Annotated in this window: 14 protein-coding genes and 2 pseudogenes; 9 read left to right on the top strand and 7 right to left on the bottom strand. The window is 60.1% G+C overall.

From position 1 onward, the window contains the following. The first annotated feature begins 76 nt into the window (after positions 1-76). Together M3A49_RS30560 and M3A49_RS30555 are read left to right on the top strand one after the other, a co-directional pair. Complete coding sequence (locus M3A49_RS30560; protein WP_266232305.1) at positions 77-823, top strand: carbonic anhydrase family protein; 747 nt, start codon at positions 77-79, stop codon at positions 821-823. An 89-nt stretch (positions 824-912) separates the two neighbouring features. After that, complete coding sequence (locus tag M3A49_RS30555) at positions 913-2,478, top strand: alpha/beta hydrolase (RefSeq protein ID WP_266232304.1); 1,566 nt, start codon at positions 913-915, stop codon at positions 2,476-2,478. Between the two features lie 158 nt (positions 2,479-2,636). Here the strand turns inward: M3A49_RS30555 and M3A49_RS30550 are convergent, their stop codons facing one another. The 4 genes and pseudogenes from M3A49_RS30550 to M3A49_RS30535 all read right to left on the bottom strand — a co-directional run bounded on the left by M3A49_RS30550 (position 2,637) and on the right by M3A49_RS30535 (position 6,784). Continuing rightward, positions 2,637-2,897 carry a DUF4148 domain-containing protein gene (locus M3A49_RS30550; protein WP_266232303.1) on the bottom strand — a complete coding sequence of 87 codons (261 nt, stop codon included), beginning with the start codon at positions 2,895-2,897 and terminating at the stop codon, positions 2,637-2,639. A 222-nt stretch (positions 2,898-3,119) separates the two neighbouring features. Continuing rightward, positions 3,120-4,411 (bottom strand): annotated as a pseudogene (gene oxlT / locus M3A49_RS30545) (oxalate/formate MFS antiporter). A 152-nt stretch (positions 4,412-4,563) separates the two neighbouring features. After that, on the bottom strand, positions 4,564-5,556 hold the full coding sequence (locus tag M3A49_RS30540) for a YncE family protein (protein WP_266232302.1): 993 nt from the start codon (positions 5,554-5,556) through the stop codon (positions 4,564-4,566). 64 nt (positions 5,557-5,620) lie between these two features. Further along, positions 5,621-6,784 carry a porin gene (locus M3A49_RS30535; protein WP_063750823.1) on the bottom strand — a complete coding sequence of 388 codons (1,164 nt, stop codon included), beginning with the start codon at positions 6,782-6,784 and terminating at the stop codon, positions 5,621-5,623. A 614-nt stretch (positions 6,785-7,398) separates the two neighbouring features. Between M3A49_RS30535 and M3A49_RS30530 the strand changes: the two genes are divergently transcribed. Further along, positions 7,399-8,061 (top strand): response regulator, encoded by a 663-nt coding sequence (locus tag M3A49_RS30530; protein ID WP_254354683.1) that lies wholly within the window; start codon positions 7,399-7,401, stop codon positions 8,059-8,061. An 82-nt stretch (positions 8,062-8,143) separates the two neighbouring features. Next, entirely contained in the window at positions 8,144-8,797 is a 654-nt protein-coding gene (locus M3A49_RS30525) for a response regulator transcription factor (RefSeq protein WP_051481388.1), read from the top strand. A 22-nt stretch (positions 8,798-8,819) separates the two neighbouring features. On the opposite strand, the gene M3A49_RS30520 is transcribed toward M3A49_RS30525, so the two are convergent. Next, on the bottom strand, positions 8,820-9,422 hold the full coding sequence (locus M3A49_RS30520; RefSeq protein WP_266232301.1) for a phosphatase PAP2 family protein: 603 nt from the start codon (positions 9,420-9,422) through the stop codon (positions 8,820-8,822). 315 nt (positions 9,423-9,737) lie between these two features. Between M3A49_RS30520 and bktB the strand changes: the two genes are divergently transcribed. Both bktB and M3A49_RS30510 read left to right on the top strand, forming a co-directional pair. Continuing rightward, positions 9,738-10,925, top strand: a complete 1,188-nt coding sequence (gene bktB, locus M3A49_RS30515) for a beta-ketothiolase BktB (RefSeq protein WP_266232300.1) — start codon at positions 9,738-9,740, stop codon at positions 10,923-10,925. A gap of 34 nt (positions 10,926-10,959) precedes the next feature. Beyond that, positions 10,960-11,811, top strand: a complete 852-nt coding sequence (locus tag M3A49_RS30510; RefSeq protein WP_266232299.1) for a 3-hydroxybutyryl-CoA dehydrogenase — start codon at positions 10,960-10,962, stop codon at positions 11,809-11,811. A 485-nt stretch (positions 11,812-12,296) separates the two neighbouring features. Here the strand turns inward: M3A49_RS30510 and M3A49_RS30505 are convergent, their stop codons facing one another. Further along, complete coding sequence (locus M3A49_RS30505) at positions 12,297-12,743, bottom strand: hypothetical protein (protein WP_266232298.1); 447 nt, start codon at positions 12,741-12,743, stop codon at positions 12,297-12,299. 242 nt (positions 12,744-12,985) lie between these two features. Continuing rightward, positions 12,986-13,243: pseudogene (locus M3A49_RS30500) on the bottom strand (DUF3331 domain-containing protein); the annotation flags it as partial. Between the two features lie 138 nt (positions 13,244-13,381). Here M3A49_RS30500 and M3A49_RS30495 point away from each other — a divergent pair. The 3 genes from M3A49_RS30495 (at position 13,382) to M3A49_RS30485 (ending at position 14,877) form a co-directional block, all read left to right on the top strand. Continuing rightward, positions 13,382-13,723 (top strand): hypothetical protein, encoded by a 342-nt coding sequence (locus M3A49_RS30495; RefSeq protein WP_266232297.1) that lies wholly within the window; start codon positions 13,382-13,384, stop codon positions 13,721-13,723. After that, on the top strand, positions 13,716-14,111 hold the full coding sequence (locus M3A49_RS30490) for a hypothetical protein (RefSeq protein WP_266232295.1): 396 nt from the start codon (positions 13,716-13,718) through the stop codon (positions 14,109-14,111). The genes M3A49_RS30495 and M3A49_RS30490 overlap by 8 nt, the downstream gene beginning before the upstream one ends. Positions 14,112-14,235: 124 nt before the next feature. Beyond that, complete coding sequence (locus tag M3A49_RS30485) at positions 14,236-14,877, top strand: DUF6436 domain-containing protein (protein WP_266232293.1); 642 nt, start codon at positions 14,236-14,238, stop codon at positions 14,875-14,877. Positions 14,878-14,900: the final 23 nt, after the last annotated feature.

The raw sequence follows: 14,900 nt of genomic DNA, 5'->3' as shown, positions 1-14,900 counted from the left end.
TTTGAGGTTGTTAGCGAACGTCGATCAAGATCCTTTTCCGAGTCAAGGCTCGACCTCCGTCAAAAAGGAGAATCCAATGTCTGCAAACACGGCGATTGATGTTTCCGACGACCCGGCCGATGGCGGAAGACGCAGATGGATCAAGGCTGGCATAAGCGTGGCGACGCTCGTTGCCGGCATGCCGTTCACTGCGGGCGACATACAGGCGGCGGCGTTGTCCGAATCGCAGCGCAATGCGCTGACTCCCGATCAGATCATCGAAATGATGAAAGCCGGCAACGAACGGTTTCGCAGCGGCAAGATGAAAAAGCAGGACTTTCTCGCGCAGAAGAGAGCGAGCGCTAGTGGCCAGTACCCGGCAGCAATCGTCCTCAGTTGTATCGACTCGCGCGCGCCAGCCGAGATCATTCTGGATATGGGAATCGGCGACACCTTCAATGCAAGGATTGCGGGAAACGTCGCAAACCAGGACATACTCGGCAGTATGGAGTTTGCGTGTGCCGTTGCGGGTGCGAAAGTGATTCTGGTGATGGGCCATACCGCATGCGGGGCGATAAAGGGGGCGATCGACAACGTTCAACTGGGAAATTTGACGGGTTTGCTTCAGAAGATCCAGCCGGCGATCGACGCAACGCAATATTCCGGAGAGCGATCCAGTAAAAATGATGAATTCGTCGATGCTGTCGCGCGATCGAACGTTCAGGGTGCGATAGCCGCTATCCGCAGTGGGAGTCAGATTCTGTCCGATCTGGAAAATAAGGGGAACGTGAAAATGGCGGGCTCGATGTATGACATTCGAAACGGCAAGCTAACGTTCCTATGAGAATTCGAAGCCGGTCGCAAGTGATGCGCGGCTATTGCGAGGTGCGTGTATTTTTGATTCCCCGATATCAATAACGAAAGAGAACGACAATGATACGCACCTCACTAAAGGTAATAAAGATAGGTGCATGGGTTGCAGTCCTGCTGGTGATACTCGCATTCGGCATGCGCGCCTGGTATTCGCAGCGCAGCCCGGATCTCGCGGTCTGGCACACCTACGTGCCGCGCGAAATGACTGTCGAGGAAATGGATGCGGGGGACTGGAACGCCTACATGAATGCGGAAGCACGCATTTTCGAGGCGGTTCGCGTGAACGTCGTCGAGAAATTGAAGCCGTCCGAGCGCATCCCGACGAACCGGTACTACGAAGGGGCGCCGATCTATCCGGGGCACTTCGCGCAAGACTGGAACCGTTCGTACATTCTCGAGCCGCAGGGTCCACCCGTTGGCGCCGTGGTGCTGTTGCATGGCATGACGGATTCGCCGTTCAGTTTGCGTCACATCGCGCGCCACTATCGCGATCGCGGCTTCGTCGCCATCGGCATCCGCTTGCCGGGGCACGGTACGGTGCCGGCCGGGCTGGCAAACGTCCACTGGCAGGAGTGGGCTGCGGCCACCCGGCTCGCCATACGGGAAGCGCGCCGGCGTGTGGGCCCGGACAAGCCGCTCGAACTGGTGGGATTCTCCAACGGCGGGGCGCTGGCATTGCAATACGCGCTCGACGCGATCGAGAATCCCGCGCTGACGCGCCCGAGCCGACTGGTGCTGATTTCCCCGATGATAGGCGTAACGCGCTACGCGCGCTTTGCCGGCCTCGCCGGATTGCCGGCAATATTGCCAGCGTTCGCGCGTGCCGCATGGCTTGGCGTCATTCCGGAATTCAATCCGTTCAAATACAACTCGTTCCCGGTGAACGGCGCGCGTCAATCGTACCTGCTGACCGCCGCGATCCAGGAGCAAATGGCAAGGCTCGAGCGCGAGAACCGTCTCGACACGCTGCCGCCGGTCCTGACCTTCCAGTCCGTGACCGACTTCACGGTCAGCACGCCGGCGATCATGTCGTCGCTCTATGACAAGCTTCCTGAGAACGGCAGCGAAGTGGTGTTATTCGACGTGAACCGCAGCGTGCGTTTCAGGACGTTCCTGCGCGTTGCATCCTACACGGCGATTTCACGGCTGCTGCGTACCGGTCCCCAGAACTATCGCACGACGGTGATTGGCAACGCCTCGCCGGACTCCGCGCATACCGTCGAGCGCAGCACCTACGCGGCTGAAGTGCAGACGAGGACCAAACCGCTGGATATCGATTATCCGCAGGAAATCTTCTCGTTATCGCACGTCGCGATACCGTTCCCGATCACGGACCCGCTGTACGGCATTGCACCGGACGATTCGGAAAATTTCAATGAGCACCTCGGCACGCTTGCGCCGCGCGGCGAGCGCGGCACCCTGATCCTGACGCTCGATTCGATGTTCCGCATCGCGTCGAATCCGTTCTTTCCTTACTTGCTGCAGCGTATCGATGAAGGCATGGGCGCAGTGCCGCCGCCGGTCGTCAAGTCTCCGCCGCGCACCCATGAAACTGCTGCCGGGCAGCCTGACGATTTCTCCGATGACCTGAATGCACTCGACCAGGTTGGGGCCGATGAGCCTTAGACCAGGCTGCTTCAAAGGCGCAATGGGCTCGCCAGCGAGTAGGTCCCGAACAGGAAGCCGCTTCGAAGGGATTAGCCTGGCAGCTGTACGCGTTGAGACGTGCTTGACGAACGTTGAACGTCCGTCAAGCGTCCTGCGAACCACCGTACGACATCGTATCAATCGCTTTGCTCATTCGAGGCGGGCGCGGGTGCTGCTCGCCGTGCCGCGGCTTCAGCTGCAACGCGTGCCTGGGCCGCATGCAGGTCGTCAGGATATTTGTTGTCGCGTCCAGTCGGTTTGTAGCCGGCTCGTACGAGCTGGGCCAACTCCTCGCGAACCTGCGCACGCGTGGGCGATCCATTCGAGGGTTGGGCGAAAGAAAGGGACGGTACCAGCAGGGCGGCCGCAAGCGCGGCCAGTTTGAGTGTCCGGTTCATGGTCTGTGCCTCCAGCCAGGCGTCAGCGCTACGGACCCGGGGTGGGTCGGTAGCTGGCACCGATAGCTTGACGCGGCAGACTTAAGAAACAGTTAACATCGGGCAGGCGACTTGTAATCTCCACATAAGCCGCCTTGCTTACAGAAGCCCGACAATTCGCTGCCTGCTACCGCGACGGTCCGGGCACGCTCCAAAGCCGAACCGTCGCAGCCACCCAACTTCTCATTGTGTTTGCATGGCCGGCGCAACCTCGCTGGACGCAACTGCGAAGCGGTGCTTTCTCATGGGCGCGAGAATGAACTTGGCCGACAGCCCCGCGATGATCGACACGACGGCTGAGCCGATCAGGACGTGCTCCCACGATCCGCCGGCGGCCAAAAGCGAAGCAATCGGGACGAGCAACGACGCCGTGCCCTTGGCGGTATAGAGCGTGCCCGCATTCGACGCCGCGTATTTGCTACCGAACGTATCCGCGCAGATTGCCGGGAAGATCGAAAAGATTTCTCCCCAGCACAGGAAGATCAGCGGCGCGAAGATCAGGAATGCATAAGGATCGTGACCGAACGCATTCATGCCCAGCAACGCCAGCCCCTCGCCAACGAACACGATCAGCATGGTGTTTCGCGGCCGATCTTGTCTGACAGGAGGCCGCAGATGGGGCGGGTCAGCCCGTTGAGCAGATTGTCGATCGATAGCGCCAGCGTCAGCAACGGCAGCGTCGCGCCAAAGAATTGTACTGGCAGCCTGGCAAAGCCAAATGACTTTGCGATCGGGCCGAGTTGGGCGGTCGCGATCAGACCGCCGGCGGCGACGAGCACGAACAACAGATAAATCATCCAGAAGAGAAGCGTTTTGACCATCTGGCGTGGCGTGTAGTCGACTTTGCTCGTCACGACGCGCGCGACGGGCTTGATGCCGGGGCCAGGATTCGGGCGGATCAACGCAATGCTCAGAATGAAGATGGCGATGCCCTGGAATACGCCGAACACGAAGAACGTTTGCCGATAACCCGAGTCGTGAATCATGTTGGCAATCGGTATCACCGTCAGCGCGGCCCCGGCGCCGAAGCCCGCAGCGGTCAGGCCCGCGGCGAGGCCGCGACGGTCGGGGAACCATTTGAGTGCGTTGCCAACACAGGTGCCGTAGACGCAGCCGGCTCCCAGTCAGGCGATCACCGAAGCGGTGTAGAGCATGGGTAGAGTCGTGGCGAACGAATCGAGCACCCAGCTCAGCGCGACGAACGCCGTGCCGCACATGACGACGGGGCGGGGGCCGAAGCGGTCGACGAGCCAGCCTTCGATCGGCACGAGCCAGGTTTCGACCAGAATGAAGATGGAAAACGCTAGCTGGACCGCGGCGCCGGACCAGAGATTTTGCGTTTTCATTGGGATCACAAAAAGTGACCAGGCATATTGAAGGTTGGCGACGAGTGCCATACAGGCAATGCCGATGAAGAGTGGAGTCCACCGGTTTCTCAGGAAAGCATTGCCTGCGGTCGAGGCAGCGGATGACATGACGACTTCTCCCACGAATTGAAGTTCGGACTAGGGCGCGAGGGGGCCGCGCCACGGGCGCGCCGTAGCGTGTTGCATGCAGTGCGGACGCCGGGCGGGCAGGGCAGGGCAGCAGCGCAGACTGCCGCGCTACCCGGGCGCCGCCTGCGATGTCACGACTTCTTCTCGTACACCCCAACCTTGTTGCTTTCGTCGAGATAGACGTAGACGCGATGGGTGGCCGTGTCGACCGTCAGCGTGTGAACTTTGGGCTCGGTACGGATGTGGTCGACGATCTGATTGGAGTCCAGATCGATCACCTCGAGATTGCCGGTCTTGTCGCCGATGAATGCGCGGCGCTTGTCAGTGTCGATCGCGGTCTGGTCGACCGCGCCGGCAACGGCGATGGTCGTGACCAGCTTGCCCGTTGCCGGGTCCACGACGAGCAGCTTCTTGTCGCTGGTGCCGAAGATCAGGTGATTCGTTTTGCTGTCGTAGACGCCGCCCTTGGCGTCCTTCTTCAAACCGAAGTCCCACACCGCTTCGATCTGGTGCGTGTTCGGATCGATCACGTCGATCTTGCCGCCGACCGGTTGATACAGGCGGTCGGTGGAAGCCACATACAGGGCAACGTCTGGGCCGTCCTTGTCGTCTTCGGGCTTCAGCTTGAACGTTGCGGTCAGCTTGTACGGCGACTTTGGCTCAAAGACAGCCTCGTTGTTGCTGTCGTCGTTCGCGAGCAGAATCATGCCCGTTTTCGTGTCGACGTTGACACCGTCGGGAGTCTTGCCGCCGCTGTCGACGGCGGCGATGCGCTCGAACGAATGTTTGTCATAGACAATCAACTTGCCGGTCGTCGCGTCGGTGACGTAGGCGTGGTCTGCGTCGAAATCGATGCCGTTGCCGGAATCGACGCCCGCAAGCGTTTTCTTCACCGCCATGCTGTTTGCGTCGATCACAACGACGTTGTGATCGGGCGACTGGGACAGCCAAACTGCGTGGGTGTCCTTGTCATAGGTGACCCAATCGCCGTGACCGCCCTTGGTTCCCGGCAAATCAATCGTCTTGACGAGTTGATACTGCGACGTTTGCGCGTGGGCCGCAAATGAGCACAGCCCCATTGCTGCCAGACAAACCGTCAATGCTTTGTGCGTGAGAAAAGCCATGTTGCCTCCATAGGAAATGAATGCGCTTGTGTGCCTGGTTCTATCGACTGGCCTGGATGCGAGGTCAGAACTTATGCGTGATGCCGAGGATCGTCACGACTTGCGAGCGTGTGCTCGAACTCGCCGCAAGATCGCCCACCGTGCCGCCCGCCGCGACGATTTGTGAGCCGTCTTCGCTGAACGTCGTGCCGCTGGCGTGGGAATAGGCCACGGCCGTATAGAAGCTCGTGCGCTTGCTCAACGCGTAGGTGGCGTTCACGCCGAAGTTGTTGTACGTCGCCGACGAGGCCCCGCTCGAGTGCGTGTACACATAGTTGAGCGCGGCGGCCAGTTCGGGACTGAACTGGTACTGAAGCGCCGCGCCGCCAACGTTGAAGGTCTGCGTGCGGTTGAACGCGCCATAGTCCGTGTATGGCTTGTACTGCGCGTTGCTGTACCGGATGTTGGCGGTGAGGTTGCCGATGACGTATTGGGCGGCGACCTGAAAGATCTGCCGCGAACCGAACATCGGCGTCGCCCCGTAAAGCGGCGTCACCGAGTTGTTCTGAATGAGGTCCGCCGCGCCGTTGCCGTTCACGTCGTTCTTCATGAACAGATAGCCGGTGGCAAGCGTCAGGCCGCCGTTGTTGTACGCGGCGGCGGCGCCATACGCGTGACCGCCCGTCGTATTGCCGGCAATGCCGCCAACGCCGTACATCAACTCGTACTGGAAGCCGGCGTAAGTGGGGCTCGCGTACTTGATCGAGCTATTGATCCACGCCGAGTTGTCGTTGTTGTCGGCGTCGCCTGGGGTGGTGAAAACCGGGCCCGCGAAGTTGTCGCCGGTGATCGGCTGGATCAGGTCGACCGTCGGGTCGAACTGGCGTCCCATCGTCACCGTGCCATAGGCATCGTCAGAAAGTCCCACCGTGGCCTGGTGGCCGAAAAGACGGCCGCCGGAAAGCGATCCATGCGTGATGTCGAACGAGCTTTCCAGGGTGAAGATCGCGTTCAGACCGCCGCCGAGTTCCTCCTTGCCCTTGAGCCCCCAATACGTCGCTGCGTTGTCGCCGTTTTGCATGGCCACGAGAGAATGGCCGCCGGTGTTGTTGTACCAGGCGACGGCTTCGTCGAGCGAACCGTATAGCGTGACGCTGCTCTGTGCATGCACGGCAGCGGATGAGAATGCGGTAAGTACTCCGACGCAAATAAAGCCTGACCTGAAATGTCTCACAACCTCTCCTTTCATTAATAATAATTTGTAGTGCGAAGTGCGTAATGAAGAATTCAGTGCTTAGGGCTGGTGCCCGGCGCCAGGGCGGCAGGCCTGCGGATCCACGCGAGTCACCCTGTCTGGCGCCAGGGATGGTGCGCTGCGGTGCGTGCTGTCCAGCGGGGATGCGAGGCGGGCATCGGCTGTCCCGGGTCGAACTTTGACGGCGTGCCCAGCTTTCGGATAATCGAATAATTTTATGTGCACGATAAAAGGTTCGTTATGTCTGAAAGCCGTTTAAATGATTGAAGGTTACGGCGCGACCGTCTTAACCTGACCGTTTCCTGACAAGGCCTGCATGCCTGAACGCTGGAAAGCGCCGTGGGAAAAGGCAGACGCCGGTTCGCACTGGCTGCGTCTGCTTGCGCACGGCACGAGCTTGCGCAAGAAGCGGATGAAGGAAAACGTAAAGAGAAGAGAGCGGTGTTCGCCGGTCGATTTGACGCAAGGAGGCGACGGTCAGGGAATTCACTGAGCGCCTGCTGTTGTTCAAACATTCGGCGAGCTAGAGCGTTAACCTTCCCTTAAGGTTGGCGGCGGTAGCCTCACCCACTTTATGTGCAGCACAGGAGTGAACAACGGGGAGCGCCATGCGCATACTGGTGGTGGGAGACGACGCCTCGATAGACGGTGGGTTGAAACGCGGGTTGCGCAAGGAGGGATTTGCCGTCGATTGGGCGAATGATGTCGAAACGGCCATGCTTGCACTTCGAACGACCTCGTATGGTCTGGTGCTGCTCGATATTGGGTCGTCCGGGAATCACGGACTGACGCTGCTCGCGAGATTGCGGCGGCGCAATGATGCGACGCCCGTGATTGTGATGACAGCGCGTAACGCCGGTCCGGACGCAGTCGCCGGCCTCGACGGAGGTGCCGACGACTACCTCGTCAAACCGTTTGCACTCGATGAACTGCTGGCGCGCATGCGCGCTCTTAGCCGCCATCGAACGGGGCGTGTGCAGTCGTCGCTGCAGGTGGGCGTGCTACGGCTCGATCCTGCGCAACACCGTGTGTGGTTGCGTGACAAGGAAGTATCGGTGACGACGCGAGAGTTCGCGCTGCTTCATGAATTGATGCGCGATCCGGCAATCGTCGTCACGCCGGCGCAACTCGAAGAACGGATGTACGGATGGAACGAGGAAATCGAGAGCAACGCCATCCAGGTGCATATCCACAATCTGCGCCGCAAACTGGGGGTAGACGCTATCCTGAACGTGCGCGGCGTGGGTTATCGCATCGGGACACTCGCGTGAGGCAGGCGCGCGGTGGCCTGGAAAGACGGTTGCGCATGACGCAGCGACAATGCCATCCCGGTGGCTGGAGACCCATGTGAGGATGCTACTGGTCCATGACGACGATTCAATCGCGCTGCAGGTCGTGACGCAAATGCACCTCGCGGGATACGAGGTGGATTGGGCGAGCAGCGAATACGAAGCAGAACTGAGTTTGCGGTATCGATGCCACGACATCGTGTTGCTCGCTTTCGGCGAATCTGGCGTGGACGCGTTCGAGCTGTTGCGCCGTTATCGCAGGCTCGGTGGAAATGCCGCGGTCGTCGCACTGATTCCACGCGGTCTGCTGGCGAGTCCGATGGTCGTGCTGGATGGCGGGGCCGACGACTATCTGATCACGCCGTTCGATCTCGAAGATCTGAGGTCGAGGGTTCGCGTTTTGATGCGGCGGCCGCATCGCGTGCAAGGCCCGGTGGTGCTGGGAAATTTGACAGTGAACCAACTCGACGATCTGGTACTGCTCGACGACATGCCGGTGACCTTGAGGCCGAGCGAATACCGGTTGTTGACCGCACTGGTCAACGAGCCCATGCGAGTCTTCTCGCGTTCGGAGCTGGCGCTGCATCTGTTTGGACGCACGCGCGCGGCCTCGGGCAGCGCTGTCGATGTCGTCGTTCACGGCTTGCGGCGCAAGCTTGGCCCGGAGAAGATCGTGACGATACGAGGCGTGGGCTATCGGATGCGCCAGGCCGCGTGACGCAGGCACGGCTCACTTCTCACTAAGGCCGTAACCACCGCAGGCCAATCGGCACAGCGAGAACTTTCCTGTACAGCGCGATCAACGCGCGGGTCATCGCCATGCCAGCAATGCGCCAGAACGGGCTGCCAACCATGCAGGCCAGCCAGGCGACGAACGCCGCGCCGATCATGTCGAATGGCCAGTGCACCCCGACAAAGATGCGAGCCCAGGCTACGGCGATATCGACGATCAAGGCAAGCAAGCCGATTCCACGCTTCCCGCCGGACAGGAGGGTGAACGAGACTGCGGAAAGCAACGTCACATGATCGCTAGGAAACGAAGAATCGGGAGCATGGGCGAGAAACGTATGGCCCATTGCGCTAACGAAAGGGCGGGGGTGATACCACGCCAGACCGATCAGCTGGTTGATGCCGAGGGCCAGCAAGCCGGCAAGACATGCGCGCACGGCCAACGCGCGGCGCTCGTCCGAGCCTGTCAGCCATAGTGCCACCAGCATGGCCGGGACCAGCAGGATCGCATAGTCCGCGATCAGCGTGCCCGCAGCAATGAGCCAATGCGGCGTTGCGGGTGTGGCATTGAGTGCGAGAAAAATGCTTCGGTTCAACGTTTCGACTGCATCCATAGGGGCCCTCTGTTTTCATGCCCGCCTTGCGTGACCGCTGGCAAGCGGTTCCGGTTGTCAGAGGCGATTCTACGCGCCGGCCCCTTAACGAAACCTTAACAGGGGCGACCGGGATCCACGGTCGGGCCGGCGTGGACGGCATGACATGGCCAGTTTTGTCAGTATGTCGGCCGGTTTGATCAGTCTGTCCGGCACCTGTTGGCGCTAGGATTGCCACGGCACGCCCTCGGGACTTCCTGAACGGGTCGGGACGAGGCGTAGAAACAGGCTGTGCCGGCGCTTAGCAGGCGGCAAACAGATAATTGAGGAATCCATATGAGCAGGGAAGTCGTGGTGGTAGGCGGTGTGCGGACCGCGATCGGCAAATTCGGCGGCAGCCTGAAAGACGTGCCGCCAACCGAACTCGGTTCAATCGTCGTGCGCGAACTGCTCGCGCGAAGCCACGTCGAGGCAAAGGACGTGGGGCATGTGGTTTTCGGCAACGTGATCGCCACCGAGCCGCGGGATTTTTACCTGTCTCGCGTCGCCGCGATCAACGCCGGCATTCCCGAATCGACGCCTGCGTTCAACGTCAACCGGCTGTGCGGTTCGGGCCTGCAGGCGATCGTTTCCGCCGCCCAGACCATTCTGCTCGGCGATGCTGAGGTGGCGATCGGCGCTGGCGCCGAGAACATGAGCCGCGCGCCGTACATCTCGACCGAGGCGCGCTTCGGCGCACGGATGGGCGACGCGCGCCTCATCGACATGATGCTGGGCGCGCTCAATGATCCTTTCCACGCCGTGCCGATGGGCGTGACGGCCGAAAATGTCGCGGGCCGCTACGGCATCACGCGCGAGCGTCAGGACCATCTCGCGCTCGAGTCGCATCGCCGCGCGGCGCGAGCGATCGCCGAGGGCCGCTTCACCAGCCAGATCGTGCCGGTCAAGCGCACGGTGAAAGGGCGCGAGACCGTCTTCGACACCGACGAACATTTGCGTCACGATGCAACGATCGACGACTTCGCGAAGCTCAAGCCCGTATTCGCGAAAGAAAACGGTACGGTCACGGCGGGCAACGCTTCCGGCATCAACGACGCAGGCGCAGCCGTCCTGCTGATGTCGCGCGCAGCGGCCGAGGCGCGCGGCCTCGCGCCGATGGCGAAACTCGTGGCGTACGCACACGCGGGCGTCGATCCGCTTTACATGGGCATCGGCCCGGTGCCGGCTACGCGACTTGCGTTGCAGCGCGCGGGACTGTCCGTCGCGGACCTCGACGTGATCGAGTCGAACGAGGCGTTTGCCGCCCAGGCATGCGCGGTCACGCAGGAGCTGGGTCTGGACCCTGAAAAGGTGAACCCCAATGGTTCGGGTATTTCGCTCGGCCATCCGATTGGCGCGACCGGCGCACTGATCGCTGTGAAGGCGCTGTACGAACTCAAGCGCATTGGTGGCCGTTACGCGCTCGTCACGATGTGCATTGGCGGCGGGCAGGGGATCGCCGCCATTTTCGAAAACGTCCAGTAAGTTCAGTGCGCCTTCGGGCGCGCCATATACAGCCATGCAAATCGAAACATTGGGAATCGTCGGCGCCGGGACGATGGGTTCCGGCATCGCGCAGGTCGCCGCGCTCGCTGGCCTGCGCGTAATCGTGGTCGACGTCAACGAAGCCGCGCTCGACAAAGGTCTCGCCGCGCTGAAGGGAAGCCTCGATCGGCTCATTGCGAAAGACAAGCTGGACGCGGCGGCGTGCGATGCCGCGCTCGCGCGCATCGAGACATCCACGGATTATCAGCGGCTCGGTGCTGCTGGGCTGATTATCGAAGCCGCCACCGAAAACCTCGAGCTGAAGCTGCGCATCCTGAAGCAGATTGAAGCAGTCGCGCGTCCCGACGCCATTCTAGCTTCCAATACGTCTTCAATCTCGATCACCACGCTTGGCGCCGCGCTTGCCGACCCGTCGCGCCTCGTCGGCATGCACTTCTTCAATCCGGTGCCGTTGATGCCGCTCGTTGAAATCATCCGGGGCCTCGAAACCGGTAGCGCCGCAGCGGAGGCGGTCCACGAGCTGACGTTGCGGCTCGGAAAGACGCCGATCAGCGTACGCAATTCGCCGGGCTTCGTGGTCAACCGCATTCTCGTGCCGATGATCAACGAGGCTTTCTTCCTGCTCGCCGAAGGCGTCGCGCCAGCCGAGGATATCGATACCGGCATGCGTCTCGGAGCGAATCAGCCGATTGGGCCGCTGGCGCTTGCCGATCTCGTTGGACTCGATGTGGTGCTTTCGGTCATGGACGTTTTTTACAATGACTTCGGCGATTCGAAATACCGCGCGTGCCCGCTGCTTCGTGAACTGGTGGCCGCAGGACGTCTGGGCCGGAAGACTGGGCGCGGGGTCTATCGTTACGGCTAGAAAGATTGTGGCGGAGGTTCCGCGGGCGGTGAGCCCGCGGGCGTCGAGGTCATTGGTGATCTGTAATGCGACGAGTTTATACGTTTGCGAACATTATAAAACTGCGATAATTTGCATTATGTAAAAATATGCGCGAACTGCAAAATCTCGCTACGTTCCTCATGGCGAACGGTTGCCGATGGCTTACGGGTCAAACACCGACAATCGACGGAGCGGCGCCACCACTACGGACAAGGCGAATGTGTTTGCCGTCGCCGTCACCACGCGGGGCGCTCGGTTCTCGTGGGCCGAAGCATATCGAACGGCAGTCGGCCGTGCCCGAGACTACTGCGCACAACGTGGCATGCAGGTCAGCGCGAAACTCGATTTCGTACGAAGCGGACGTGAACCGGAAAAGCAGGAAACGGAGTTGACCTTCGAGTGCCGCTCGACATTTCGACCGCACAGCCCGACCGGTTGAGGGACGGCGGGCGGTCGAAGACAAGCTATATCTCACAAACGACGGCCGACATGACGAGCGGCATGACTTCCTTGACTGTCGCCGAGCTTCCCGTTTCACGAAGGCGTTCGCTAACCGCCTCTTTCCCTGCCAAGACGACAACACCATAGACCTGGTGGGACAGATCACCCCCACCGCTCTTCTGGGCGAACATCTCGTCGTTCGGGGAGAAGCCAAAGACAGCCCGCACCTTGAATCCGAGTGCAGTCAAGTTTTGATTCGGCCTCAGCCGATACGCGTTGACCGAGTTGCCTGACACATTCATCGGTACCGGATCGATCTCCCTTTCTTCGACCAGCTGTTCAATGAATTCGTGGGCGCCGAAATGGCAATCCAGCCTGCTACCAATCTCGTTTGCGTCAATCACATTCGAGACGAGCACTGAGCCGACCGCGGCACATCGAAGCAAATGAGAGACTTTGACGACCAGCAATGCGAGCCTCCAGGAAACGGCGCTGCAGCGCAGCGCCGGCAATGCGGAAGTGAATCCGGGCTACACGCGAGATCCGGATCCCGTTGACTTGACTCCCGTGCTGCGAAGTCTTGCACCAGCTACTCGCGCTCGATGGACTCGTCCCTGTCCTGTGCAGCCTCACACTTAGGTTGGTGAGTCAGTCGCCGGCGTTCGCGCGTCAACCGGAATTCCCTCGGCACTATTTCGAATAACCTGAATGCCTCCACAGAGATCATCGCCGATCCGTTCGCCGGGACGGGCCGCTCGGCCGGGCGAAATACGGCATCGCCGCGTCGGATTGCTCGTTGCGACACAACGCACACTCCCGACACCCTCGCGGAACGACGACGCCAACGTTGCTCGCCATAGTGGCATCGACCGGGCTCAACCCATCGGATAAGGAGTGTGTTTTCAGCCTGTTCGAGAATTTCGACCTGGACCCGTGCAACGTCTTCTGCAGCGTACTCTCTCGTCCTCATTGCCTGCTCCTGGAATCAAGCCGTTTAACTGATATGACGGAAACTCTACGTTGCCAGAGGTGCACCGGTCCATTGCACAATGGTTTAGGTAAACCTTCGTACCCGTGGCACGAAGTGCCATCTTATATGTAACCCAAAGTGCAATTGCGACTGCGCGAGGCTTACTTTAAATTCGTTCGTAGACGGAAGCCTTGTTGTGGACTTGATCAAAGCAGCTGGCACGATCGACGCGAGAGACTACATGAAGGGCCTTTCGCCACGGTTGGCACCGCCGCCACCGCGGCATGGTTTCTCCACCTGCTTTGCGGGCTGAACATCCTCGGCCAACTCGTCACACGCATACCCCTGCGTTTCGTTGGCAACCTCGTGAAAGGCGTGGAGTCTCTTCTCCTTCAGAGCATGGGGATTGGGTTCGAGGTCGCGCTCATCGGCGCACCGTTGATTGTGGCGGCCATGCTGAGCCGCGAGCTGAGTGAATAAGCCAGATTGTTTCTCTCAGTCCGCGTGGGAACAGGACGTTGTCCGGACGACATTATTGCAATATTTAAAATACCTGATTATGTGCGTTGATCTTGAACAGATAAGAAAACAGGCAGAATGGATGACGGGTGAGGTGGCCGATACCCTTCGTCAAGTCGCCAACGAGATCGAGCTGCTTCGCAAGCACCTGGTCGAGGCCCATACCAGCAATGCGGACAGCGAACGGCTCGACTGGTTAAGTGAGCAGGCCCATGACGAGTATTACCGTGAGCTATGCCGCACCTACATAACACTGCCCCGCATCAAGACGCAGAAGAATGGTGTAACCGCAATGACTTTGAGGGAGGCTATCGACCTCGTTCGCAAGCCTCGGGATCGCGATTTCTAGGAAAATTTGTTCGGCCAGCCGCACTACCCTGTTGCGCTTTGCGTGCGGCAACCGACTCGTCGGCCACACCGTCTATGGTCGGTTCCGCCGCTGATCACTAGCCTCGACACCTCGCCTGCCGCACATGTTTCCAGTCAATACCGGGGAACCCCCTCAATCAACCGTTCCCCTGATGCGTCGCCGCCTGGTCATCCTGTTTCTCTATGCAGCTGTATGCATTCTGGTCGGGACCGGCATTGCACTGTGGCGATACTTCGGCGTTGGTGGAGTGACCAGTTACTCGAATCAGGCTGTTCTCTTCGGAGACTCAGACCTGCGTCTGCCGCCGGACCTCGCAGGCAATACCGGACGCATTCGTGTCGTGCATTTCTGGGACCCCGACTGTGCAAGCTGTAACGAGAATACCGACGCCCACTTGAACTATCTCATCACGATGTTCAGAGGCGCGGATATTGACTTCTACAGTGTGCGCAAGCCCGGTACCCACGGACAGTTACCGGCCTTTCTGCGAGGCAAAGTCAAGCCATTACGGGCAATCGAAGGAATGAAGCGCATACCGGCCAGTCCCGCTATCGCTATTTGGGCTGCGGATGGAAAGCTCGCCTACGCGGGACCCTACAGCGCGGGTCTTGTCTGTAGTTCTAACAACAGTTTCGTGGAGCCGATTCTCAACAAGCTGGTCGCAGGGTTACATGTCGAGCCTGTTCCGATGGTCGCCGTCGGCTGCTATTGCCCCTGGAATACCGCCCGCGGCCAGCACGGATAGAGGTGTATCGTTGGTCGCGCTAA

The sequence above is a fragment of the Paraburkholderia sp. CNPSo 3076 genome (assembly GCF_026343935.1).
GTDB lineage: Bacteria > Pseudomonadota > Gammaproteobacteria > Burkholderiales > Burkholderiaceae > Paraburkholderia > Paraburkholderia nodosa.
Note: the sequence above shows the minus strand (reverse complement) of the source record. Positions and strands in the feature narration are given on the sequence as shown.

Bases quoted from the DNA above. Each gene is read 5' to 3' on its own strand.
- M3A49_RS30560 (WP_266232305.1), top strand. From the start codon at position 77: ATGTCTGCAAACACGGCGATTGATGTTTCCGACGACCCGGCCGATGGC.
- M3A49_RS30555 (WP_266232304.1), top strand. From the start codon at position 913: ATGATACGCACCTCACTAAAGGTAATAAAGATAGGTGCATGGGTTGCA.
- M3A49_RS30550 (WP_266232303.1), bottom strand. From the start codon at position 2,897: ATGAACCGGACACTCAAACTGGCCGCGCTTGCGGCCGCCCTGCTGGTA.
- M3A49_RS30540 (WP_266232302.1), bottom strand. From the start codon at position 5,556: ATGGCTTTTCTCACGCACAAAGCATTGACGGTTTGTCTGGCAGCAATG.
- M3A49_RS30535 (WP_063750823.1), bottom strand. From the start codon at position 6,784: ATGAAAGGAGAGGTTGTGAGACATTTCAGGTCAGGCTTTATTTGCGTC.
- M3A49_RS30530 (WP_254354683.1), top strand. From the start codon at position 7,399: ATGCGCATACTGGTGGTGGGAGACGACGCCTCGATAGACGGTGGGTTG.
- M3A49_RS30525 (WP_051481388.1), top strand. From the start codon at position 8,144: ATGCTACTGGTCCATGACGACGATTCAATCGCGCTGCAGGTCGTGACG.
- M3A49_RS30520 (WP_266232301.1), bottom strand. From the start codon at position 9,422: ATGGATGCAGTCGAAACGTTGAACCGAAGCATTTTTCTCGCACTCAAT.
- bktB (WP_266232300.1), top strand. From the start codon at position 9,738: ATGAGCAGGGAAGTCGTGGTGGTAGGCGGTGTGCGGACCGCGATCGGC.
- M3A49_RS30510 (WP_266232299.1), top strand. From the start codon at position 10,960: ATGCAAATCGAAACATTGGGAATCGTCGGCGCCGGGACGATGGGTTCC.
- M3A49_RS30485 (WP_266232293.1), top strand. From the start codon at position 14,236: ATGTTTCCAGTCAATACCGGGGAACCCCCTCAATCAACCGTTCCCCTG.